This window comes from Marinobacter sp. UBA2688, assembly GCF_002352785.1.
GTDB lineage: Bacteria > Pseudomonadota > Gammaproteobacteria > Pseudomonadales > Oleiphilaceae > Marinobacter > Marinobacter salarius.
This window is the reverse complement of sequence record NZ_DELU01000010.1, coordinates 244,246-267,634: the sequence shown is the minus strand read 5'-3', so window position 1 is coordinate 267,634 and position 23,389 is coordinate 244,246. Positions and strand designations below refer to the sequence as shown.

The following is a 23,389-nucleotide window of genomic DNA, read 5'->3' as shown; positions in this document are numbered from 1 at the left end:
AAAAAAGAGTTGACGAACCAGGATGAATCCGTAGAATACGCGTCCGTTGATCAAGCGGGAATAGCTCAGTTGGTAGAGCACAACCTTGCCAAGGTTGGGGTCGCGAGTTCGAATCTCGTTTCCCGCTCCAGATTCCAAAAACCCGGTCTTTTCGAAAGGAAAGGCCGGGTTTTTCATTTTTAGCCTGCAAGCCACAGTCTTCACACCCTGTTCTCGGTTATACTGCCAGGTCATATTGGATGCCTTGTCGTCAGTGTTTCGGGAGCGCCCATGCAGGTACATTCGTTGTATGTCTATCCGGTCAAATCCCTGGCCGGAATCCAGGTTTCTTCATTCCTTCTGGACGAGTTCGGTCCGGCCGATGACCGTCGCTGGATGATCGTTGATTCCGAGCGCGAGTTCGTTACCCAGCGAAGCAATCCGGAACTCGCCATGATCAAAACCCGGTTGGACTCAGGTCAGGTCTTTGTCGATATACCGGGGGAGGGCGAGTTTCCATTGTTGCCGGACACTGAGGAGTGTCGTGTCAGGGTCTGGCGGGACTGGGCGAAAGCGGTGTACGGAGAGGACAAGGCATCTGCTGCGCTGTCCCGCTACTGTGGCCAGACATTTCGCTTTGTGTATATGCCCGAGGAAACCTTCCGCCGCGTTGATGCGAGCCGGGTTACCGAGTATCGTCGGGTCAGCTTTGCCGATGGTTTTCCATTCCTGATCACCAACCTTGCGTCCCTTGAAGAGCTGAACACGCGCCTTGATTCGGCCATCGATATGCGAAGGTTCCGGCCGAACATTGTTGTTGAGGGCGCGGGGGCCTGGGATGAGGACAACTGGACATCTGCACGCATCGGGGAAACGGCATTCACGCTGGTAAAGCCCTGTTCCCGCTGTGTTATGACCACCGTGGATCCGGACCAAGGCGTAAAGTCCGTAGATCTGCAGCCTTTAAGGATGCTTGGAACCTATCGGCGAACCTCTGACGGCGTCATTTTCGGAATGAACGCCATTCATGAATCGGACGGGACCATCCGGGTCGGTGATCCGATTACTCTGCAAACGACTGCCACAACGGAGAATCAGTAACGTGCCATTGTTAACGCTGGATGCCGTATCCCTTGCTTTTGGCATGCAGCCATTGCTCGACCAAGCCTCTATGACCATCGAGGCAGGTGAACGTGTGTGTCTTCTTGGCAGGAATGGCGAGGGAAAATCCACACTACTGAAGATCGTCAGCGGTGAGGTAACGGCGGACGGCGGTGTTGTCCGGCTGGACGACGGTGCGGTGTTGTCAGTGCTGCCCCAGAATCTCCCCGTCAATGATACTCGAACCGCGTATGAGGCCGTTTCCGGTGCTTTCCCGGAGACCGGGGAATTGCTCGCGGAATTTCATCGGTTGTCCCAGACTGCGGATGAAGCCAGCCTGGACCGACTGATGAAAGTACAGGAGCGCCTTGAGGCGCTGGATGGTTGGCGTCTGGACCAGAAAGTCGGCGCCATCCTCGAGCAATACGGCATCGACCCGGAGCAGCGTCTGAACACGCTCTCCGGCGGTTGGCAGCGACGCGTCCTGTTGGCGCGTGCCCTGGTGACCGAGCCGGATATCCTGTTACTGGATGAGCCTACCAACCACCTGGATGTGCCCGCCATTGCCTGGCTGGAAGAGGCCCTTGGTCAATTCCGTGGCGCGATTCTGTTTGTCAGCCACGACCGCGCGTTTATACGCCGCATGGCCACGCGCATCGTGGAACTGGACCGCGGGCATCTGGTGAGTTTTGCCGCTACGTACGACCGCTATCTGGACCTAAAGGAAAAGGCTCTGGAGGAGGAAGATCGCCAGAATGCGTTGTTCGACAAGCGGCTAAAACAGGAAGAGGCGTGGATACGCCAGGGGATTAAGGCTCGTAGGACCCGCAATATGGGCCGGGTGAGGGCGCTAAAGGCCATGCGTGAAGAACGCCAGCAACGTCGCGAACGCGGGGGAACTGCGAGCTTTTCCGTGGAAGACGCCGCCCGTTCCGGGAAACTGGTGGTGGAAGCCAGTGATGCCGGATTTGCCTATCCTGATGGTACCGCGGTCATTCGCGACATGAACATGACGGTCCTCAGGGGCGATAAGATTGGCCTCGTTGGTGAAAATGGTACCGGTAAGACCACCCTGGTCCGGCTAATGCTGGGAGACCTGAAGCCCACAGATGGCCGAATTCGCCTCGGCACCAATTTGCAGATCGCTTACTTCGACCAGCTCCGGGGTGAGCTCGACCTTGAACGCAATGCGCTGGATAACCTGTCCGAGGGGCGGGAGTTCATCGAAATTAACGGCCAGAGCAAGCACGTACTGGGATATCTGCAGGAATTTTTGTTCAGCCCGGAACGGGCGAGGTCCCCTGTGCGTGTCTTTTCCGGGGGTGAGCGTGCGCGTCTTCTTCTTGCCAAGCTCTTCAGCAAGCCGGCCAATATCCTGGTGCTGGATGAGCCGACCAATGATCTGGACGTGGAGACCCTGGAGTTACTTGAATCCCGGCTGGTGGAATTTGCCGGTACTGTGATCGTTATCAGCCACGACCGCGAGTTCCTCGATAACGTCGCTACTGATACGGTGTTCCTGGACGGCTCTGGCAGAGTCGCGGAGTTTGTCGGTGGGTATACCGATTGGCGGAGGCAGGGTGGCCGGTTCCCTTCTGAGGGGGTAAGCCGAAAGGCCACCAAGCCGCCAAAGAACCAGAGCCCAGTGCCGGAAAAGAAGCCGGAAGCGCCCGCAGTGGCAGACACCAAAAAAACAAAACCCGTAAAACTCAGCTACAAACTGAAGCTTGAACTGGAAAAACTTCCGGGCCAGATTGAAGAGCTGGAGGCGGAACTGGAAAAGCTTCGGGCACAGATTTCCGATCCGGAATTCTACTCCGGGCCCGCTGAGAGCGTCTCCACGACCCTGGCGGACCTCGGGGACAAGGAAGCCCACCTGGAGAAGGTCATCGAGCGCTGGATGGAGCTGGAAGAACAGGCGAATCAATGAATGTAACGTACCACTTCAAATTTGAAGACAAGCGTTCCGAGACGTTTAAAGTAACGGACCGGCCAGCTGAGCCGGTGGGCAACCTGCCGAGCTGGACAAGGTTGGAGCACTGCCAATGCGCCAACTGCCCGCTGAAAGCATCGGAGTCGCCACGATGTCCCGCCGCCGTTGAAATGCTTCCGGTTGTGAACGCCTTTCAGGCAGAGGACGCCTACCAGAAGGTGACTGTGGAGGTTACAGACGACCGCAGGCGTTATTCCAAGGACACCACGCTTGAGGAGTCCCTGAGGTCATTGCTGGGGCTGAAAATGGCGACAAGCGGGTGTCCGGTGTTGTCCGAACTGAAGTCGATGGCCGTGCATCACTTGCCGTTTGCCAGCAACGATGAATTCATCATGAGGAGTGTGTCTCACTACCTTTTGCAGCAGTACCTGGCGAAACGTAACCACAAGGAGCCAGACTGGGAACTGAAAGGGCTGGTGGAGAGAAATCAACGCCTGCAGTTGGTCAACCAGGCGTTATGGCAGCGGATCCATTCGGTGTGCGAGGGGGACAGTAACCTGAAGGCATTGCTGAACTTCTTCTCAATGGCCTCCAGTGTGAGTTTTTCCCTGGAAAGTCAGCTTCGAAAACTGGAAGCAAAAATGAAGGGCGACGGCGCCGACTAGGGCGCCGCGGCCATCGTCCGGCTACTGGATGCGGATCGCAAGGACATCGCAGACGGTGCCATGCAACACACCGTTGGCGGTTGATCCTAGAAGCAACTGGAATCCTTTGCGGCCGTGGCTTCCCACGATGACCAGGTCCACACTCTGCTCTTCAGACAGCCGATGGATTTCGGATTCAGGGCGCCCCACCGTCACTATCTGATTGTCTTTGCCAACATTGTACTTTTCACCGTACCCGGCAAGCTGTTCCTTTGCCGCCTTGTCCAGTTGATCCTGAAGTTCCGTCAGGTCCATCGGAATGTCGCCCCCATAGGCGTAGCCAACAGGCTCCACTACGTGCACAAGCATCAACTCAGCACTATGGGCTTTGCTTATTTCGACGGCCTTATTGAGTACCTGGGGGGCCTCTTCGGTCAGATCGATTGCCACCAGTATCTTCTTATAGATCGACATCGCATCGCTCCTTCGCGGATGGGGTCAAACTCTTGGTGTGCCAAAGCAGTACCTTGTCCCATAAGTGTAAACCAACACTGACAGGTATCAATGACTGACTGGAAAGGTGACAAAAGGAGAGTTGGCTGGGGCTACAATCTGCCCCAGCCGGAGTGGACGTCAGGCGTTTTCGCGCAACAGGCCAATGGTTGTTTCCAGGCCCCGGAGAATGCCTTTGGAATAGCGGTCGATCACAAACGCAACGTTGTTGTCGTTATAGTTAATATAGGAGCCCCGAATGAACTCCCACTTGGAGGTCAGGTCGTCCAGAGCGGCTTTTAGTGGGCCCTGGGCACCGCCTTTGGTGATCTGTGACAGGAAGGCGTCAAACTGCGTTGCCTGCTCGTCAAGAGGGATGTCGTTGGAGGAGCCCTGGAAGGTTTGCGATACCGAGGAATGGGTGCGGGCGGAGTACTTGGCCATCATCTGTGCCATAGTGACTGCCGCCGAGCGTGCGGCTTCAACTCTCTGGGCAGTTGCGACTTCGGCGCTTTCCCGGGCAACCGCGTACATCTCTGAAGCCACCTGGTTCATCGATAACGCCTGGTTCGCCATATCGGACACCAGGCGCAGGTCGGGATAACCGGTGTTGCGCACGTCGTTGATGTTGCTCCGCATCAGATCCTTGAATTTGTCGAACTCCACGTTGAGGCTTTCAACCTGTTCTCCGGACAGTACGCCGGCGGTGCTGTCGGCGACCGAATTCATGGATTCGTTGGCGGCATTGATACTGGCGACAATCTCGTTCAGGGTTTCGGTATCGCCGCTTGCGCTGAACCGATAGTAGGCGTCGAGTGCCATGTAGTTATTGACCCGGAAGTTATGCAGGTCCGAAAGAAAGCCGTCGCCTTCCTGGGCGCGGACCGTAAAGGAGGTGATCAGTAACAGCACGAGCGCCGTTACCAGGGAACGTACCCGCAAGCGAGCGTCTTTCATCGGATGGGTCTCCGTTAAGGCTGTTTTATTATTGTGGACTAAAGTCTTAGGCTGAAGGTAAAGTAACTCCGCCGACCAATCAAGTTGTTTTGGGGGGCGCTACGGGAGTAAATGTAAACAAATTTAAAATTTACGTGATAAACCTACCGTTTCGCATCAATACCTTGAACTACATACTTGATAAACAACAATTCCATTCGCCTCCTGATGCCGTTCGGCTGTCCATTTCGAGGCTGGTCGGGTTGATTCTTCCAGAAACAAATTGACAAACGAGCCGTTTTTTTTCATCGTGTCACACCACGATTCAAACGACTGTATGAATTTTTGGATCGCTTGATCGGGTATTGATTGAAAACAGTGACCGAAATCTCGCTGCATCAGCGGTCGTCTTGCGAAGCGCTTGTGCGGCTGTTTCAGCAGTTCCAAACACAGACTGGAGATCAGTTGATGATTTACGAAGGTAAAGCCATCACGGTTAAAGAGATCGAAGGCGGGATCGCTCAGTTGAACTTTGACTTGCAGGGCGAGTCAGTGAACAAGTTCAACCGTCTCACGATTGAAGAGCTCCGCGCCGCGACTGACAAACTGGAAGCGCAGAAGGGCCTGAAAGGCCTGGTTGTGACCAGTTCCAAGGACAGCTTTATTGTTGGCGCCGACATTACGGAATTCACCGACCTGTTTGCCGGGCCGGAAGAAGACCTCGTTGCCAACAACCTCAAGGCCAATGAAGTATTCAGCGCGATTGAAGATCTGCCTTTCCCCACCGTAACGGCGATCAACGGTATGGCGTTGGGTGGCGGCTTTGAAATGTGTCTTGCCACGGACTACCGGGTGATGGACAAGAAGGCCAAAGTAGGTCTTCCGGAAGTAAAGCTGGGCATTTTCCCAGGTTTCGGTGGCACTGTGCGTCTGTCCCGTCTGGTCGGTGTTGACTACGCGGTTGAATGGATCTGCGGCGGCACTGAGAACCGTGCCGACAAAGCCCTTAAAGTCGGTGCAGTTGATGCCGTACTTGAGGGTGAGAAGCTGGTAGATGCGGCCATCAGCATTATCAACCAGTGCAACGACGGCAAGCTGGATTACCAGGCACGTCGTGAAGAGAAGAAGGGCAAGATCAAGCTGAACGCCATGGAAAGCATGATGGCTTTCGAGATCTCCAAGGCGTACGTTGCCGGCCAGGCTGGCAAGAACTATCCGGCACCGGTCGAGGCGATCAAGGTCATGCAGAAGCATGCCGGCCTTACCCGTGACAAAGCGATCGAGGTTGAGGCTAAAGGCTTCGCCAAGATGGCCAAAACCAACGTGGCAGCCTGCCTGGTTGGCCTGTTCCTGAACGACCAGGAGCTGAAGAAAAAGGCCAAGGCCTGGGAAAAGGAAGCCAATGACGTGAAACTGGCGGCCGTTCTGGGCGCTGGCATCATGGGTGGCGGTGTGGCTTACCAGTCCGCATTGAAGGGTACGCCCATCATCATGAAGGACATCGCCCAGGAAGGTATCGCTCTGGGTCTTAAAGAGGCCAAGAAGCTTCTTTCCAAGCGCGTTGACAAGGGTAAAATGGACGCCAGCAAGATGGCTGACGTTCTGAACAGCATCACGCCGACACTCAACTACGGCGACTTCAAGAACGTCGATCTGGTTGTTGAGGCCGTTGTTGAGAACCCGAAGGTTAAAGACGCTGTTCTGCGTGAGACCGAAGACAATGTTCGTGAAGACGCGATCCTGACGTCCAATACCTCCACCATTTCCATCGATCTTCTGGCCAAGAACCTGAAGCGTCCGGAAAACTTCTGCGGCATGCACTTCTTTAACCCGGTGCACATGATGCCCCTGGTTGAGGTTATCCGTGGTGAGAAGACCAGTGACAAGGCTATTGCCACCACAGTGGCCTACGCCAAGGCCATGGGTAAGACCCCGATTGTGGTCAACGATTGCCCAGGCTTCCTGGTCAACCGTGTGCTGTTCCCGTACTTCGGTGGTTTTGTGAACCTGGTACGTGACGGCGCGGATTTCCAGTACGTCGACAAGGTCATGGAGAAGTTCGGTTGGCCGATGGGCCCTGCCTATCTGCTGGACGTGGTTGGCATGGACACCGGCAAGCACGCTGGCGAAGTCATGGCTGACGGCTTCCCGGACCGCATGAAGCACGAAGGTACTACCGCCATTGACGTGATGTTCGATAACAACCGTTACGGACAGAAGAACGACAAGGGCTTCTATAAGTACGAACTGGACCGCAAGGGCAAGCAGAAGAAGGTTGTCGACGAAGAAACCTACAAGCTGCTTGAGCCGGTTGTTCAGGGTAAGAACGATTTCAGCGACGAGGACATCATCGCACGTATGATGCTGCCTCTGTGCCTCGAAACCGTTCGCTGCCTGGAAGACGGCATTGTTGAAGACCCGGCAGACGCCGATATGGGCCTGATTTTCGGTATCGGCTTCCCGCCGTTCCGTGGTGGTGCCCTGCGTTATATCGACGACATGGGTGTCGACAAGTTCGTCGAACTGGCAGACAAGTTTGCAGATCTTGGTCCCCTGTACCATCCGACCGAGAAGCTGCGTGAAATGGCCAAGACTGGCGAAAAGTTCTTTGGCTAACCCTGAACGAGATTTCCGAACGGAGAAAGATCTATGAGCCTTAATCCGAGAGACGTTGTCGTCGTCGATTGCGTGCGGACTCCGATGGGGCGTGCCAAAAACGGCTGCTTCCGCAATGTTCGTGCGGAGACCCTGTCGGCTGCGCTTATCGAAGCACTGTTTGAGCGCAACCCGAAGCTCGACCCGAAAGAAGTTGAAGATGTGATCTGGGGCTGTGTAAATCAGACCAAAGAGCAGGGCTTCAACGTGGCGCGTCAGATTTCATTGCTGACCCGCATCCCTCATGAGTCTGCTGCGCAAACCGTGAACCGTCTGTGTGGTTCTGCCATGAGCGCGATCCACACCGCCGCCCAGGCGATCCAGACTGGCAACGGCGATGTGTTCTTCGTGGGTGGTGTTGAGCACATGGGTCACATTCCCATGACCGACGGTTTTGACCACAACCCGGCTGCGTCCAAGTACTCTGCCAAAGCGTCCAATATGATGGGCCTGACCGCAGAAATGCTCGCCAAGATGCACGGCATCACCCGTGAGCAGCAGGACGAGTTTGGCGCACGTTCACATCGCCTGGCGCATGAAGCCACTCAGGAAGGCCGCTTCAAGAACGAAATCGTTCCGATTGAAGGCCATGATGAGAACGGCTTTAAAGTGCTGATCGAGGAAGACGAGACCATTCGTCCCGAAACCACCGCTGAATCGCTGGGTCAGCTGAAGCCGGCGTTCGATCCGAAAAACGGTACAGTGACTGCAGGTACGTCCTCGCAGCTGACTGACGGTGCCGCAGCCATGGTGCTGATGTCCGCAGAGCGTGCTGAAGCTCTGGGCCTGAAGCCGGTTGCCAGGATTCGCAGCATGGCTGTTGCCGGTTGTGATCCCGCGATCATGGGTTACGGCCCGGTTCCGGCCACCAAGAAGGCGTTGAAGCGCGCAGGCCTGAAAGTCGAAGATATCGACTTCTGGGAACTGAACGAAGCCTTTGCGGGTCAGTCCCTGCCGGTCCTGAAAGACCTGAAGCTGTTGGGTGTAATGGAAGAGAAAGTAAACCTGAATGGTGGCGCGATTGCCCTTGGGCATCCGCTGGGTTGTTCCGGTGCACGTATCTCTACAACCCTGCTGAATGTCATGCAGGCCAAAGGCGGTAAGCTTGGTGTTTCCACCATGTGTATCGGCCTGGGGCAGGGCATTGCAACGGTATGGGAGCGTCTCTGATTCATTGAGCAGAATCAGTAACGCTGTCTCAGGAGGCCCGGCAAACGCCGGGCTTTCCTGTCTCTGACTGGAGAAAAAGGCGCCTGGAAATAAAAGAATGGGTTGTCTTGCTTTTCTTGACCCTGTAAAACAATGCACCTATACACTTGTGGCGGCTATGGACTGTTTTCTAGCCGACTGATTTTACAGCGAGTTTCCGGTTTGCTGATTTTTTAACCGATTATCGCCAAGGACACAGATCTCCGATATGGGTAAAAGCCTCGTTATTGTCGAGTCGCCAGCGAAAGCGAAGACCATCAACAAATACCTGGGGTCCGACTTCATTGTGAAGTCCAGCGTCGGGCACATTCGCGACCTTCCGGTCAGCGGTAGCGGCTCAACGTCAGATCCGAAAGAACGTGCCAGGCAGGCCGCGTTGACCCGCAAGATGAGCCCGGAAGAGAAGGTGGTTCACAAGAAACGGAAGTCCAGGGAGCAACTGGTTGCCCGCATGGGGGTAGATCCTGACCAGGACTGGAGCGCCCGATACGAGATACTGCCCGGCAAGGAAAAGGTTGTCAGCGAACTCAAGCGGTTGGCAAAGTCCGCCGATCATATCTATCTCGCGACGGATTTGGACCGTGAGGGGGAGGCGATCGCCTGGCACCTCCAGCAGACCATTGGGGGCGAACCCGAAAAATATCGCCGCGTGGTGTTCAATGAGATAACCAAGCGTGCCATCCAGGAGGCCTTCAAGGATCCGGGGAATCTCGATAACAACCGCGTTAACGCGCAGCAGGCGCGTCGATTCCTCGACCGGGTCGTCGGCTATATGGTATCGCCATTGCTGTGGGCCAAGATAGCACGCGGCCTTTCGGCCGGTCGGGTTCAGTCGGTTGCAGTCCGGCTTATCGTCGAACGCGAAAGGGAAATCCGCAAGTTCATTCCCGAAGAGTTTTGGCAGTTGCATGCTGACCTGGCTTCGAAGCAGGCCGAGCAGCCCGTTCGTTTTGAAGTGACCCGATACGACGATAAAGCCTATCGTCCAGTCAGTGAGAAACAGAGTGTCGAACATGTTGACCGCCTGAAAGATGGCACGTTCAAGGTGGCCAAACGAGAGGACAAGCCGACACGCTCACGTCCCTCCGCCCCCTTTATTACGTCCACGCTGCAGCAGGCGGCCAGCAACCGGATGGGGTTCAGCGTCAAGAAAACCATGATGCTGGCCCAGCGCCTCTATGAAGCCGGCTTCATTACCTACATGCGTACCGACTCGACCAACCTGAGCCAGGACGCCGTGAGCGGTTGCCGCGAATTTGTCAAAAAGCAGTTCGGTGATAAATTCCTGCCGGAGAAACCAAGGGTTTACGGTAGCAAAGAGGGCGCCCAGGAGGCCCACGAGGCCATCCGTCCGACCGATGTGAGTCGTAGGCCGGCCGATATAAGCGGCCTGGAGAAAGATGCTGAGAAGCTCTACGACTTGATCTGGCGCCAGTTTATTGCCTGCCAGATGGCTGATGCTGAATTCCTGAGCACGTCCATTGTGGTTGCCAACGGTGATTACGAGCTTCGTACGCGGGGGCGGATCATCAAGTTTGAGGGTTTCCTCAAAGTGGCGCCCCAGTCGGCCAAGAAAGATGAAGATATCGCGCTTCCTGACATCAAGGTTGACGAAACCCTGACACTGAAGAAGCTCGATCCCAGCCAGCATTTCACCAAGCCGTCGCCGCGTTATACCGAGGCAAGCCTGGTCAAGGAGCTGGAGAAGCAGGGCATTGGGCGGCCATCCACCTACGCATCGATTATCTCCACCATTCAGGATCGCGGCTACGTCCGTTTGCAGAATCGCCGTTTCTACGCTGAAAAAATGGGCGAGATCGTCACCGAACGGTTGTCGGAATCCTTTCCGAACCTGATGGACTTTGACTTCACCGCCAAAATGGAAGGTGAGCTGGATGACATCGCCGGTGGCGAGGTGGACTGGAAAAAGGTGCTCAATGATTTCTACGGTCGTTTCCGTCAGCAACTGGAAACCGCCGAGAGTGGCGAAGACGGAAGCATGCGGGCGAATACCCCGACCGAGACTGACATTCCGTGCCCAACCTGCAGTCGCCCCATGCAGATTCGCGTGGCCAGTACCGGCGTTTTCCTGGGATGCTCAGGGTACTCCCTGCCGCCTAAAGAACGGTGCAAAACGACCATCAACCTGGTGTCCGGTGACGAGGTTGTCAGCGCGGACGAAGATGTCGATGGCGAAGGTGAAACCCGTCTGCTCCGCAAGAAGCGGCGTTGCCCGAAATGCGGAACGGCCATGGACAGTTACCTGGTGGACGAAGGTCGCAAGCTCCATGTGTGCGGTAACAATCCGGATTGTTCCGGCTACGAAGTGGAGAAGGGTACGTTCCGAATCAAGGGTTATGAAGGTCCAACCCTGGAGTGCGACAAGTGCGGCTCCGAAATGCAGCTTAAAACCGGGCGTTTTGGGAAATACTTCGGCTGTACCAACACCGGATGCAAGAACACACGCAAGCTGCTGAAAAGCGGCGAGCCTGCGCCTCCCAAGATGGATCCGGTGCCGATGCCTGAGTTGCAGTGCCAGAAGGTTGAAGACACCTATGTGCTGCGTGATGGCGCTTCCGGATTGTTCCTGGCTGCCAGCAAGTTTCCCAAGAATCGGGAGACGCGTCCGCCACTGGTTATGGAGATCAAACCTCACCGCAAGGAAATTGATCCCAAGTACGGTTACTTGATGGATGCTCCGGAGCGTGACCCGGAAGGTAATCCGACGGTCATCCGTTACAGCCGGAAGAGCAAGGAGCAGTATGTGATGTCGGAAAAGGACGGCAAAGCGACAGGCTGGTCTGCGTGGTTTGTGAACGGCAAATGGCAGCCGAAAGAGAAGTGACTATAAGATGACTGGCAGGTTGGGCTCGACACCTATCCTGCCAGTTGTTTGAAAGCGAACCTCAGGGTTTCTTGCGCAGCCGTTGTATCAGTGAAGACGTATCCCAGCGGCTTCCCCCCATCTGCTGAACATCTCCATAGAACTGGTCAACGAGTGCGGCGACCGGAATCCTTGAGCCGTTTTTTCGTGCCTCTTCGAGGCAGATTGCCAGATCCTTGCGCATCCAGTTGACAGCGAAGCCGTGCTCGAACTCCCCATCAATCATGGTGCCTGAGCGATTTTCCATCTGCCACGATTGAGCTGCTCCTTTTGAGATCACGTCGACGACCTTGCGGACATCCAGTTCCGCCTGTTCGGCAAAGTGAAGGGCTTCCGAGAGGCCCTGAACCAGTCCGGCGATGGCGATCTGGTTGACCATCTTCGTCTTCTGGCCGCTGCCGATCGGTCCCATGTGGTTCAGGGCTTTGGCGTAATGCTCCATCAGCGGTTTCGCTTGCGAAAAAGGGTCGGCCTCCCCGCCACACATAATGGTAAGCTGGCCGTTTTCCGCACCCTGCTGACCACCGGATACCGGGGCGTCAATGAACTCAAGGTTGCGGGCGCTGGCAAGCTGGCCCAGTTGCTCTGCAATGCCTGCCGAAGCGGTTGTATGGTCGACCAGCACGGCGCCGGGCTTGGCGTTGGCAATGATGCCCTCAGGGCCTTCATAGACTTTTTCCAGATCTACATCGGCACCCACACAGGTAAATACGAAGTCTGCGTCAGCAACGGCGGCGGCGATAGAGTCGCAGGCCTTGCCTTTATACTGGCTCGCCCAGCTCTCTGCTTTGGCGTGAGTGCGGTTCCATACCTGGACTGTAAGGCCGGCGTTTGCCAGGTGGCCGGCCATTGGATAGCCCATTACGCCGAGACCGATAAATGCGGCAGTTACGTTCATCACTGTTTCTCCAGACGTGGTTGGTGTTAGCGCGAAGTAGGCATCAATCATTGCAGAATGTGAGGGCACAAAAAAGGCCGCTGATGCAGCGGCCTTTCGATTTCGGCTATCCGGGAGCTACTTCTTGGGGTAGCTTCTTGCTTCGGAGCCTGTGTAGAGCTGTCTCGGCCGGCCAATGCGGTAGTCGCCGCTGACCATTTCGTTCCAGTGTGAGAACCAGCCAATGGTCCGCGAAAGGGCGAATATAACCGTAAACATGGACGTCGGAATGCCGATCGCCTTGAGGATCAGGCCGGAGTAGAAGTCCACGTTCGGGTAGAGTTTGCGCTGGACGAAATACTCGTCTTCAAGGGCAATCTTCTCGAGACGCTGTGCGATCTTCAGGAGAGGGTCGTTTTCCAGGCCGAGCTCAGTCAGAACTTCATGCGCAGTTTCGGCCATTACCTTGGCGCGCGGGTCAAAGTTCTTGTAGACCCGGTGACCAAAGCCCATCAGGCGGAATGGGTCGTCCTTGTCCTTCGCCTTGGCGATGAATTTCTCGATGTTGGACTCGTCCCCGATTTCCGCGAGCATGTCCAGAACTGCTTCGTTGGCACCGCCGTGTGCAGGGCCCCACAGCGCTGCAATACCGGAGGCAATACACGCGTAGGGGTTGGCGCCGGTTGAGCCGGCCAGGCGAACGGTTGAGGTGGACGCGTTCTGTTCGTGATCGGCATGCAGGATGAAAATCTTGTCCATCGCCTTGGCGAGGATCGGGTTTGGCTTGTATTCCTCGCAGGGAACACCAAACATCATCTGCAGGAAATTCTCAGAATAGGTCAGGTCGTTGCGGGGATACATGAACGGCTGACCAATGCTGTACTTGTAACACCAGGCCGCAATGGTCGGCATTTTAGCGATCAGTCGGTGAGCAGTGATTTCACGCTGCTCGACGTTGGTGACATCCATCTGGTCGTGATAGAACGCCGACAGGGCTCCAACGACGCCGCACATAATGGCCATCGGATGCGCATCACGGCGGAAACCCTGGAAGAAGTTGCGCATCTGGTCGTGCAACATCGTGTGGTTTTTGATGGTGTCATGGAAGCGCTTGTTCTCTTCCGCTGTCGGAAGCTCGCCGTTAAGCAGGAGGTAGCAGACTTCCAAGTAGTCGGAGTTTTCTGCCAATTCCTCGATTGGGTAGCCTCGGTGCAGGAGAACGCCCTTGGCTCCGTCGATGTAGGTGATCTGGGATTCGCAGGCTGCGGTGGATACAAATCCAGGGTCGTACGTAAAGACGCCTTCCTGGACGAGGCTTCTCACGTCAATGACGTCAGGGCCGACGGTGCCTGAGTAAACCGGTAGCTCAATGGACTTGTCACCCACCGAAAGCGTGGCTTTCCTGTCGGTCATGGTGCTCTCCTATTTATCAGCATTTGGAAGCGCTAGAAGGCGCGTATTATCGCAAAACTGGCGGCAAAATATAGGGCGTTGGCTTTTTTTGTCAATGGAAGAGGCAATAAAACCCATTATTTGACGCCTGCTGTAAATCAGGGAAATCCGGAATACGGCTGCTTTCGAGGTTTAATTGATTTTGTCAATCCTCTTTATAGCGAGTCCCAGGGCCTGATTTAACGGGCCCTGACAGAGTTGCGCGTTTGTAATTGAAAAGGGTACTCCTTATAATCCGTAGCCCGGAATCGGGGATATAACAGGCCGCAGCGTCAGATATCAAAAGAGCGCATGCCGGTTTTTCTCCCTCCTGAACATATCGTGTGCCGGATCCGTTCAGCATACCGATCCTTACATACCAACCATCCGCATCCGGTTTTTTCCGGCCCCGCGGAACCAAGAGAGAGTGTGAGAGCGCTGTGAATAGCAAACGACCAGTAAATCTCGATCTCGGCAAGTTTCATTTTCCGCTGCCAGCCATCACGTCCATACTGCATCGCGTCAGTGGCATCATCATTTTTGTGGGTGTTGCTTTCATGTTGTACGGGCTTCAGCTTTCCCTTTCCGGGGAAGAAGGCTTCAGTCGGGTTAGTGGCTTGCTGGACAGCTTCCTTGCGAAGCTGATTACCTGGGGCATTCTGTCTGCCTTGCTGTACCACCTGGTTGCGGGTATTAAGCACCTGCTGATGGATATGGGCATCGGCGAAGAGCTGGAAAGTGGCCGGCTCGCGGCGAAAGCCACAGTCGTCATCTCCGTTATTCTCATCCTTCTGGCAGGAGTCTGGGTATGGTAAACAGCGTCACGAATCTCGGACGTAGCGGTGTTTTCGACTGGATGATCCAGCGAGTTACCGCCTACGTGCTTGCTCTGTATACAGTTTTTCTTTTCGGGTTCATTCTGACCACTGACGTTAATTACGACAGCTGGTCGGCGCTTTTCGACCAGACCTGGTTCCGCATCTTCACCCTGCTTGCACTGCTCTCAATCGGCGCGCACGCCTGGGTTGGGCTCTGGACAGTGACAACGGATTACATCAAGGCGACCCTGCCGCGCTTCCTGGTACAGGCACTTTGCGGTCTGGCCATGTTCGTGTATTTGGTCTGGGGCATTCAGATTCTTTGGGGGCTTTAATTAATGGCTAATATCAAGACCATGTCTTATGACGCGATTGTTATCGGTGGCGGCGGTGCCGGTATGCGTGCCGCCCTTCAGCTGACAGAATCCGGCGTCAATACCGCATGTATCACCAAGGTATTTCCGACCCGTTCCCACACTGTATCTGCCCAGGGCGGTATTACCTGCGCCATCGCCAGTGCCGACCCCAATGATGACTGGCGCTGGCACATGTACGACACCGTCAAGGGTTCCGACTATATCGGTGACCAGGACGCGATTGAGTACATGTGTTCCGTGGGCCCGCAGGCTGTGTTCGAGCTGGAACACATGGGGCTGCCGTTCTCCCGTACCGAGCAGGGCCGTATTTATCAGCGTCCGTTTGGTGGTCAGTCCAAGGGGCCGGACAATCCTGCCCAGGCAGCGCGTACCTGTGCTGCTGCGGACCGTACCGGTCACGCGCTCCTGCACACGCTCTATCAGGCGAACCTCAAGGGCGGAACCACCTTCCTGAACGAGTGGTACGCCGTTGATCTGGTGAAGAACAGTAAAAACGAAGTGGTTGGTGTCGTCGCCATCGAAATCGAGACTGGCGAAGTGGCTTACATCAAGTCCAAGGCAACCGTTCTTGCCACTGGCGGTGCAGGTCGTATCTACGCCTCCACCACCAACGCCCTGATCAATACCGGCGACGGTATTGGTATGGCGCTCCGTGCCGGTTTCCCGATGCAGGACATGGAGATGTGGCAGTTCCACCCCACGGGCATTCATGGCGCCGGTACTCTGGTAACAGAAGGTTGTCGAGGTGAGGGCGGTTACCTGATCAATTCCGAGGGTGAACGTTTCATGGAGCGTTACGCTCCGAACGCCAAAGACCTGGCTGGTCGCGACGTGGTTGCCCGCTCCATGGTGATTGAGATCCTGGAAGGCCGTGGATGCGGTCCGGACAAGGATCACGTTCTATTGAAGCTGGACCACCTTGGTGAAGAAACACTGAACCTGCGCCTGCCGGGTATTTGTGAGCTTTCACGCACCTTTGCGCACGTGGACCCGGTTAAAGAGCCGGTGCCGGTTGTGCCAACCTGTCACTACATGATGGGCGGGATTCCCACCAACGTAGGTGGTCAGGCCCTGACTCAGGATGAGAGCGGTAACGACACGCCCATTCCCGGGTTGTTTGCCTGCGGTGAAGCAGCTTGTGTGTCCGTTCATGGTGCCAACCGTCTTGGCGGTAACTCCCTGCTGGATCTGGTCGTCTTCGGCCGTGCCGCTGGCTTGCACATTGAAGAGCAGCTTCGCGGCGGCTTTGAGGTGGACGGCGCCAGTGAGGAAGACATCAAGAACGCGATGGCGCGCCTTGATCGCCTGAACAGCGCCTCGGAAGGCGAGAGCGTTGCCGAAGTGCGCAAGGATCTGCAGAACTGCATGCAGCTTTACTTCGGTGTGTTCCGTGACGGCAAGAGCATGGAAGAAGGTCTTGAGAAGCTGGAAGCGATTGGTAAGCGCGTACGCAATACCAGGCTCGCGGATACCAGCAATGCCTTCAACACCGCGCGTATCGAAGCCCTTGAGCTTGATAACCTTTATGAAGTTGCACTTGCAACGGCTGTTTCAGCCTACGAGCGCAAGGAAAGTCGCGGTGCTCATGCCCGTAACGACTTTACCGAGCGTGATGATGAAAACTGGCTGAAGCATTCGCTGTACTTCCCGCTGGACAAGCGTGTTGGAAAGCGTGATGTAAACTTCGCTCCGAAAACGGTGGATACATTCCAGCCGAAGATCCGGACTTACTAAGGGGGATTGTGCAATGTTAGTAAGCCTGTACCGCTACAACCCGGAAACCGACAATGCGCCCTATATGCAGGACGTAGAGCTGGATATACCGGAAGGAAAGGACCTGATGGTTCTGGATGTCCTTAACCTGGTCAAGGAGCAAGACCCCTCAATGGCCTATCGCCGTTCCTGTCGGGAAGGCGTCTGTGGGTCCGATGGTATGAACATGAATGGCAAGAACGGTCTTGCCTGCATCACGCCGCTGTCGGAAGTGCTCAAGAACAACAAGCTGGTTGTTCGCCCACTTCCGGGCCTGCCGGTGATTCGTGACCTGGTTGTGGACATGAGCCTGTTCTACAAGCAGTACGAGAAGGTTATGCCGTACCTGGTCAACGACAATCCGGCGCCCGCCATTGAGCGTTACCAGTCACCGGAAGACCGGGAAAAGCTGGACGGCCTGTACGAGTGTATTCTCTGTGCCTGCTGTTCCACGGCTTGCCCCTCATTCTGGTGGAATCCGGACAAGTTCGTTGGCCCGGCCGGATTGCTGCAAGCCTACCGGTTCCTGGCCGACAGCCGGGATACTGCACAGGAGGAGCGTCTTGCCAATCTGGATGATCCGTTCAGCGTATTCCGCTGTCGGGGCATCATGAACTGTGTCAGCGTTTGTCCGAAAGGCCTTAACCCAACACGGGCGATCGGCCACATTCGGAACCTTCTGCTTCAGCGGGCGACGTAAGCAGAATCTGAAACAAACGCTATACTGTGCTGACAAGGCTCGCACCCGGAAGGGCCCGCAACGACGCGGGCCCTTCAACCAAAGGCTTATAGTCAAAAGTCTTAGCAGGGTGCACACTACGCAGGCCGTCACGGGAGCTTAAAAGGTTCCTGACGGATTGCTGAGTATAATAACCACCGGGGAACGGAAAACATCCTTGTTGGATGTGGTGGCCAAAGTCGATCCCGTAAAAACCCGTATTGACTCAGATATACCCCTGGCCGACCATAGCCAGCTCCCCGCACCAGCCCAAGGTGAGCTATTCAAAATGCACGAAAGCATAATGGAGCAGTTGTGGCAGACTTCCCACCTACAAGGAGGGAATCTCGCCTATGTTGAACAGCTTTTCGAAACCTACCTGACAGACCCCAATGCCGTTCCCGAAGAATGGCGCAGCTATTTCGATAAACTTCCCAGTGTGGATGGCTACAAAGGCCGTGATATAGATCATTCGTCCATCCGCCAGCAGTTTGAACACATATCCCGTAACCAGCGCTTTCTAGCCAGCAGCGGCGTGCCTGCCAGTGCAACGGTTGATGCCGACAAAAAGCAGATCCGTGTCCTCCAGTTGATCAATGCCTTCCGTTTTCGTGGCCACCAGGAAGCAAAGCTGGATCCCCTCGGTGTATGGAACCGTCCACAGGTTGAAGATCTCGATCCATCCTTTCACGAACTATCGGAAGCGGACTACGACCTCGAGTTTCAGACCGGCTCGCTGAACTTTGGCTCCGAGACAATGAAGCTTCGGGACATCGTTGGTGGTCTTCGGCAGACGTACTGTGAAAGCATCGGTGCGGAATATATGCACGTTGTGGACACTCGTATCAAGCGCTGGTTCCAGCAACGCATGGAGCCGGTACGCTCGCGTCCCAACTACGAGTCTGGAACCCGTAAGCATTTGCTGGAACGGTTAACCGCAGCGGAAGGCCTCGAAAAGTATCTGGGTTCCCGCTATCCGGGCGTAAAACGGTTTGGGCTTGAAGGTGGCGAGAGCCTGATTCCCTGTCTGGATGAGCTGATCCAGCGGGCAGGCAGCTACGGCGCGAAGGAAATCGTGTTGGGCATGGCCCACCGGGGCAGGTTGAATGTTCTGGTTAATACACTCGGCAAGAACCCGAAAGAACTGTTTGACGAGTTTGAAGGCAAGAAACTCGCTGACTCCGGTTCTGGTGACGTTAAATACCACCAGGGTTTCTCTTCCAACGTGATGACCGAAGGTGGCGAAATCCACCTTGCCCTGGCGTTTAACCCGTCGCACCTTGAGATCGTGTCTCCGGTGGTTGAAGGCTCAGTCCGTGCCCGCCAGACCCGGCGCAACGACCCTAACGGCACCCAGTGTGTGCCCATCATCATGCACGGTGACGCAGCGTTCGCCGGGCAGGGTGTGGTTATGGAAACCTTCCAGATGTCCCAGACCCGGGGCTATGGTGTTGGCGGTACTATTCATATCGTCATCAACAACCAGGTCGGTTTTACCACCAGCAAGCAGGAAGATGCCCGTTCCACGGAATACTGCACCGATGTGGCCAAGATGATTCAAGCCCCGATCCTGCACGTGAACGCGGACGATCCCGAGGCGGTCATGTTCGTGACCCAGATGGCCATGGATTACCGCCACGAGTTCAAGAACGATGTGGTGATCGATCTGGTGTGCTATCGCCGCCGCGGACACAATGAGGCAGATGAGCCGGCCGCAACACAGCCGGTGATGTACGAAAAGATTCGCAAGCTGACAACCACCCGCAACCTCTATGCGGAAAAACTAATTGCTGACGGTGTGATCACTGAGGACGAAGCCAAACAGATCGAACTGGACTACCGGGACGAGTTGGATAAGGGCGACCACGTGGTCAAGTCCCTGGTCAAGGAGCCCAACAAGGATCTGTATGTCGACTGGACGCCGTACCTGGGGCATGAGTGGACTGCCAAGTGCAAATCCAGTGTCGCCCTCAAGACGATCCAGAAACTGGGTAAGAAACTGACTCACGTGCCGGAAGGCTTCAGTGTTCAACGCCAGGTGTCCAAGATTGTCAGCGACCGGGAAAAAATGACCGCCGGCGCGCTACCGATCAACTGGGGCTACGGTGAAGTGATGGCCTACGCCACGCTTCTGAACGAAGGGCATCCCATCCGGATTACCGGCCAGGACGTTGGTCGCGGCACCTTCTCTCACCGCCATGCGGTACTGCACAACCAGAAGGACGGTGCCCACCATATTGCGCTGGAGCACATTGCCGAGAACCAGCCGAAGTTTGAAATCTACGACTCACTGCTCTCAGAAGAGGCGGTGATGGCGTTCGAGTATGGTTATTCCACCACGGCACCCAATGGTCTTGTGGTCTGGGAAGCCCAGTTTGGTGACTTCGCCAATGGCGCCCAGGTGGTGATTGACCAGTTCCTGACCAGTGGTGAGCACAAGTGGGGGCGTCTGTGCGGCCTCACGCTGCTGTTGCCACATGGCTATGAAGGCCAGGGTCCGGAGCACAGTTCGGCAAGGCTGGAGCGTTTCCTGCAGTTGTCCGCGGAACACAACATCCAGGTTTGCGTGCCAACCACGCCATCCCAGGTGTTCCACATGCTGCGTCGTCAGGTCAAACGTCCGCTGCGTAAACCTTTGGTTGCGATTACGCCAAAGAGCCTGTTGCGTCATAAGGAAGCTACCTCGGAACTGGACGACCTGACATCGGGTACCTTCAAGACGGTACTGCCGGAGAAAGAACCCTCCGACCCGAAAAGGGTCACTCGTCTGATTCTGTGCAGCGGTAAGGTCTACTTCGACCTGTTGGAGCGCAAGAAAGCGGACGAGCGGGATGACGTTGCTATTGTTCGTATCGAACAGCTATACCCATTCCCGGGTGACGATCTGGACGAGCTCCTGAGCCAGCACAGCAAGCTCAAGCACGTGGTCTGGTGCCAGGAAGAGCCCATGAACCAGGGGGCCTGGTATTGCAGCCAGCATCATATGCGTAATGCGCTGCATCGTCATAATCCCAAGCTGTATCTTCAGTATGCCGGTCGTGACGCCTCCGCTGCTCCGGCTTGTGGCCATATGTCGGTTCACATTGAAGAGCAGAAAAAACTGGTTAACGACGCGTTTGAAATCTGACGAGCTACCGAACTAAGGATCCGAGATGTCAACTGAAATAAAAGCCCCCGTATTCCCAGAGTCGGTCGCAGAAGGGACAGTCGCGACCTGGCATAAGCAGCCTGGCGAAGCCTGTTCACGTGACGAACTGATTGTCGATATTGAAACCGACAAGGTCGTACTCGAGGTGGTAGCTCCGGCGGATGGTGTTATCGAGGAAGTACTCAAGGGCGAAGGCGACACCGTAGAAAGTGGTGAAGTCGTCGGTAAGTTCAAGGAAGGCGCGGCTGGTGATTCCAAGCCTGCAGCCAAAGATGACAGCAAGAAAGAAGAAAGTAAGCCCGACGCGACTTCGGAAAAGTCCTCCGAAGCACCAGCCAAGTCATCTGGCGAAGCCATCCTCAGCCCGGCAGCGCGGAAGCTGGCGGAAGAGAATAGTGTTGATCCAGACGCCGTCGAAGGTACCGGGAAAGACGGTCGCGTAACAAAAGAAGATGTTCAGAATCATATAGATGCTGGTAAATCTTCAGGGTCTTCCTCAACTCCTGCGTCGAAGCCGGCGGGCGATATGCCGCAGGTGGATGTTGGTTCCGGCGAGCGTCCGGAGAAGCGGGTTCCCATGACGCGTCTGCGTGCCAGTATCGCGAAACGACTGGTCAATGCTCAGCAGACCGCGGCCATGCTCACCACGTTCAACGAAGTGAACATGGGGCCGGTCATGGAGCTGCGCAAGCAATACAAGGAAAGCTTCGAGAAGCGTCATGGGGTCAAGCTCGGTTTCATGTCCTTCTTTACCAAGGCAGCGACCGAAGCGCTGAAACGCTTCCCTGCGGTTAACGCCTCCATCGACGGTAACGACATGGTTTACCATGGTTACCAGGATATCGGTATCGCTGTGTCAAGTGATCGCGGCCTCGTTGTGCCTGTGGTTCGTGACACCGACGCGCTCGGCCTGGCCGACATTGAGAAGAAGATCGTCGAGTACGGAACCAAGGCCAAAGACGGCAAGCTCGGTATCGAGGATATGACCGGTGGCACCTTTACCATCACCAACGGTGGTATCTTCGGTTCACTGATCTCCACGCCGATCCTCAACCCGCCACAGACGGCCATTCTGGGTATGCACAAGATCCAGGAGCGTCCGATGGCAGTGAACGGCAAGGTCGAGATTCAGCCGATGATGTATCTGGCGCTTTCCTACGACCACCGCATGATCGATGGCAAGGAAGCAGTGCAGTTCCTGGTGGCTATCAAGGAAATGCTTGAAGACCCAGCGCGCATTCTGCTGGACGTCTGAGCTGACACTTAACGAATTGGAAAACGGGATAAAACATGTCTGACAAGTACGACGTAATCGTCATTGGCGCTGGCCCGGGCGGCTATGTTGCCGCCATCAAAGCGGCTCAGCTGGGCCTGAAAACCGCGTGCATCGAGTCCTGGACCGATAAAGAAGGCAAGAACCGTCTAGGCGGTACCTGCCTGAATGTGGGCTGCATTCCATCCAAGGCGTTGCTGGAGATTTCCCATAAATATGAGGAAGCCAGCCACGATTTTGCCGAGCAGGGCATTATCGCCAAGGAAGTCGGCTTCGACATCGCCAAGATGATGAAGCGCAAAGAAGGCATCGTGGACCAGTTGACCGGTGGCATCGGCGGCCTGTTCAAGTCTAACGGCGTTACACCGATCTATGGCCACGGGAAACTGTTGGCCAACCGTAACGTGGAAGTGACCGACAAGGATGGCAAGAAAAAAACCTACGAGGCGGAGAACGTGATTATCGCCACGGGTTCACGTCCCATCCAGATTCCACCTGCGCCGTTCGATGGCACGCACATCGTGGACTCTGAGGGCGCTCTGGAATTCACTGAGGTTCCCAAGCGTCTCGGCGTTATCGGGGCAGGTGTTATCGGTCTCGAACTGGGCAGCGTATGGGCTCGCCTGGGGGCAGAGGTAACAGTACTTGAAGCGGTTGACACCTTCCTGCCAGTCGTTGACCAGCAGGTTGCCAAGGATGCACTGAAACAGTTCCAGAAGCAGGGGCTTAACGTTGTGCTGGGCGCACGTATGACCGGTGCGGAAGTCAAGCGCAAACTGGTTAATGTGACCTATGAAGATTCGAAGGGTAAGCAGGAAGCCAAGTTTGACAAGCTGATCGTCGCCGTTGGCCGTCGCCCATATACCGATAACCTGCTGTCTGAAGACTCCGGTGTTAAGTTGGACGAACGCGGTTTCATCTTCGTGGATGACAACTGTAAAACCGAAGCGCCCGGTGTCTGGGCGGTTGGTGACGTGGTTCGTGGTCCGATGCTGGCCCACAAGGCGTCCGAAGAAGGCGTTATGGNNCTATGGTTGCTGAGCGTATTGCCGGGCACAAGCCGCAGGTTAACTACGACTGCATCCCGAACGTGATCTACACGTCGCCGGAAGTTGCCTGGGTCGGGAAGACCGAGCAGGAGATGAAAGCGGAAGGTGAGGAG

16 protein-coding genes, 1 tRNA gene and 1 pseudogene are annotated in these 23,389 nt (G+C 55.6%); 14 read left to right on the top strand and 4 right to left on the bottom strand.

All coding sequences use genetic code 11. The annotated features are described in order from the left end of the window. Positions 1-54 precede the first annotated feature (54 nt). The 4 genes from B3M52_RS05925 (at position 55) to B3M52_RS05910 (ending at position 3,678) form a co-directional block, all read left to right on the top strand. A tRNA-Gly gene (locus B3M52_RS05925) sits at positions 55-130 on the top strand. Between the two features lie 140 nt (positions 131-270). After that, positions 271-1,080 carry an MOSC domain-containing protein gene (locus B3M52_RS05920; protein WP_036208108.1) on the top strand — a complete coding sequence of 270 codons (810 nt, stop codon included), beginning with the start codon at positions 271-273 and terminating at the stop codon, positions 1,078-1,080. A 1-nt stretch (position 1,081) separates the two neighbouring features. Then, positions 1,082-3,010 (top strand): ATP-binding cassette domain-containing protein, encoded by a 1,929-nt coding sequence (locus B3M52_RS05915; RefSeq protein ID WP_075196844.1) that lies wholly within the window; start codon positions 1,082-1,084, stop codon positions 3,008-3,010. After that, positions 3,007-3,678 carry a DUF6901 family protein gene (locus tag B3M52_RS05910; protein ID WP_075196843.1) on the top strand — a complete coding sequence of 224 codons (672 nt, stop codon included), beginning with the start codon at positions 3,007-3,009 and terminating at the stop codon, positions 3,676-3,678. The genes B3M52_RS05915 and B3M52_RS05910 overlap by 4 nt, the downstream gene beginning before the upstream one ends. A gap of 21 nt (positions 3,679-3,699) precedes the next feature. Here B3M52_RS05910 and B3M52_RS05905 read toward each other — a convergent pair whose 3' ends face one another. Further along, entirely contained in the window at positions 3,700-4,131 is a 432-nt protein-coding gene (locus B3M52_RS05905; RefSeq protein WP_041333209.1) for a universal stress protein, read from the bottom strand. 159 nt (positions 4,132-4,290) lie between these two features. Beyond that, positions 4,291-5,106: a hypothetical protein gene (locus B3M52_RS05900; protein ID WP_075196842.1), complete on the bottom strand. Its 816-nt coding sequence runs from the start codon at positions 5,104-5,106 to the stop codon at positions 4,291-4,293. Positions 5,107-5,553: 447 nt separating this feature from the next. Between B3M52_RS05900 and fadB the strand changes: the two genes are divergently transcribed. From fadB to topA, 3 genes are all read left to right on the top strand, one after another. Next, complete coding sequence (gene fadB, locus B3M52_RS05895; protein ID WP_075196841.1) at positions 5,554-7,701, top strand: fatty acid oxidation complex subunit alpha FadB; 2,148 nt, start codon at positions 5,554-5,556, stop codon at positions 7,699-7,701. Positions 7,702-7,734: 33 nt separating this feature from the next. Further along, entirely contained in the window at positions 7,735-8,910 is a 1,176-nt protein-coding gene (gene fadA, locus B3M52_RS05890; protein WP_036208088.1) for an acetyl-CoA C-acyltransferase FadA, read from the top strand. A 247-nt stretch (positions 8,911-9,157) separates the two neighbouring features. Next, positions 9,158-11,794, top strand: coding sequence for a type I DNA topoisomerase (gene topA / locus B3M52_RS05885; RefSeq protein ID WP_075196840.1), 2,637 nt, complete (start codon positions 9,158-9,160; stop codon positions 11,792-11,794). A 61-nt stretch (positions 11,795-11,855) separates the two neighbouring features. Here topA and B3M52_RS05880 read toward each other — a convergent pair whose 3' ends face one another. Beyond that, positions 11,856-12,782 carry an NAD(P)-dependent oxidoreductase gene (locus B3M52_RS05880; protein ID WP_323808218.1) on the bottom strand — a complete coding sequence of 309 codons (927 nt, stop codon included), beginning with the start codon at positions 12,780-12,782 and terminating at the stop codon, positions 11,856-11,858. A 66-nt stretch (positions 12,783-12,848) separates the two neighbouring features. Then, positions 12,849-14,123 (bottom strand): citrate synthase, encoded by a 1,275-nt coding sequence (gene gltA, locus B3M52_RS05875; protein WP_036208079.1) that lies wholly within the window; start codon positions 14,121-14,123, stop codon positions 12,849-12,851. A 458-nt stretch (positions 14,124-14,581) separates the two neighbouring features. On the opposite strand from gltA, the gene sdhC reads away from it, so the two are divergent. From sdhC to lpdA, 7 genes and pseudogenes are all read left to right on the top strand, one after another. Further along, complete coding sequence (gene sdhC / locus B3M52_RS05870) at positions 14,582-14,956, top strand: succinate dehydrogenase, cytochrome b556 subunit (RefSeq protein ID WP_036208076.1); 375 nt, start codon at positions 14,582-14,584, stop codon at positions 14,954-14,956. Then, entirely contained in the window at positions 14,950-15,294 is a 345-nt protein-coding gene (sdhD, locus tag B3M52_RS05865) for a succinate dehydrogenase, hydrophobic membrane anchor protein (RefSeq protein ID WP_036208073.1), read from the top strand. The genes sdhC and sdhD overlap by 7 nt, the downstream gene beginning before the upstream one ends. Positions 15,295-15,297: 3 nt before the next feature. After that, positions 15,298-17,070, top strand: a complete 1,773-nt coding sequence (sdhA, locus tag B3M52_RS05860; protein WP_075196838.1) for a succinate dehydrogenase flavoprotein subunit — start codon at positions 15,298-15,300, stop codon at positions 17,068-17,070. Between the two features lie 13 nt (positions 17,071-17,083). Further along, positions 17,084-17,788 carry a succinate dehydrogenase iron-sulfur subunit gene (locus tag B3M52_RS05855; RefSeq protein ID WP_036208067.1) on the top strand — a complete coding sequence of 235 codons (705 nt, stop codon included), beginning with the start codon at positions 17,084-17,086 and terminating at the stop codon, positions 17,786-17,788. Positions 17,789-18,095: 307 nt separating this feature from the next. After that, on the top strand, positions 18,096-20,933 hold the full coding sequence (locus B3M52_RS05850; RefSeq protein WP_075196930.1) for a 2-oxoglutarate dehydrogenase E1 component: 2,838 nt from the start codon (positions 18,096-18,098) through the stop codon (positions 20,931-20,933). A gap of 25 nt (positions 20,934-20,958) precedes the next feature. Continuing rightward, the gene (gene odhB, locus B3M52_RS05845) at positions 20,959-22,209 is read left to right on the top strand and encodes a 2-oxoglutarate dehydrogenase complex dihydrolipoyllysine-residue succinyltransferase (RefSeq protein WP_075196837.1); all 1,251 of its coding nucleotides are present in this window, start codon (positions 20,959-20,961) and stop codon (positions 22,207-22,209) included. Positions 22,210-22,244: 35 nt separating this feature from the next. Beyond that, positions 22,245-23,389 (top strand): annotated as a pseudogene (lpdA, locus tag B3M52_RS05840) (dihydrolipoyl dehydrogenase); the annotation flags it as partial.

What these genes read in the sequence shown, in the direction of transcription:
- B3M52_RS05920 (WP_036208108.1), top strand. Translation starts at nt 271, where the DNA reads ATGCAGGTACATTCGTTGTATGTCTATCCGGTCAAATCCCTGGCCGGA.
- B3M52_RS05910 (WP_075196843.1), top strand. Translation starts at nt 3,007, where the DNA reads ATGAATGTAACGTACCACTTCAAATTTGAAGACAAGCGTTCCGAGACG.
- B3M52_RS05905 (WP_041333209.1), bottom strand. Translation starts at nt 4,131, where the DNA reads ATGTCGATCTATAAGAAGATACTGGTGGCAATCGATCTGACCGAAGAG.
- B3M52_RS05900 (WP_075196842.1), bottom strand. Translation starts at nt 5,106, where the DNA reads ATGAAAGACGCTCGCTTGCGGGTACGTTCCCTGGTAACGGCGCTCGTG.
- fadB (WP_075196841.1), top strand. Translation starts at nt 5,554, where the DNA reads ATGATTTACGAAGGTAAAGCCATCACGGTTAAAGAGATCGAAGGCGGG.
- fadA (WP_036208088.1), top strand. Translation starts at nt 7,735, where the DNA reads ATGAGCCTTAATCCGAGAGACGTTGTCGTCGTCGATTGCGTGCGGACT.
- topA (WP_075196840.1), top strand. Translation starts at nt 9,158, where the DNA reads ATGGGTAAAAGCCTCGTTATTGTCGAGTCGCCAGCGAAAGCGAAGACC.
- B3M52_RS05880 (WP_323808218.1), bottom strand. Translation starts at nt 12,782, where the DNA reads ATGATTGATGCCTACTTCGCGCTAACACCAACCACGTCTGGAGAAACA.
- gltA (WP_036208079.1), bottom strand. Translation starts at nt 14,123, where the DNA reads ATGACCGACAGGAAAGCCACGCTTTCGGTGGGTGACAAGTCCATTGAG.
- sdhD (WP_036208073.1), top strand. Translation starts at nt 14,950, where the DNA reads ATGGTAAACAGCGTCACGAATCTCGGACGTAGCGGTGTTTTCGACTGG.
- sdhA (WP_075196838.1), top strand. Translation starts at nt 15,298, where the DNA reads ATGGCTAATATCAAGACCATGTCTTATGACGCGATTGTTATCGGTGGC.
- B3M52_RS05855 (WP_036208067.1), top strand. Translation starts at nt 17,084, where the DNA reads ATGTTAGTAAGCCTGTACCGCTACAACCCGGAAACCGACAATGCGCCC.
- B3M52_RS05850 (WP_075196930.1), top strand. Translation starts at nt 18,096, where the DNA reads ATGCACGAAAGCATAATGGAGCAGTTGTGGCAGACTTCCCACCTACAA.
- odhB (WP_075196837.1), top strand. Translation starts at nt 20,959, where the DNA reads ATGTCAACTGAAATAAAAGCCCCCGTATTCCCAGAGTCGGTCGCAGAA.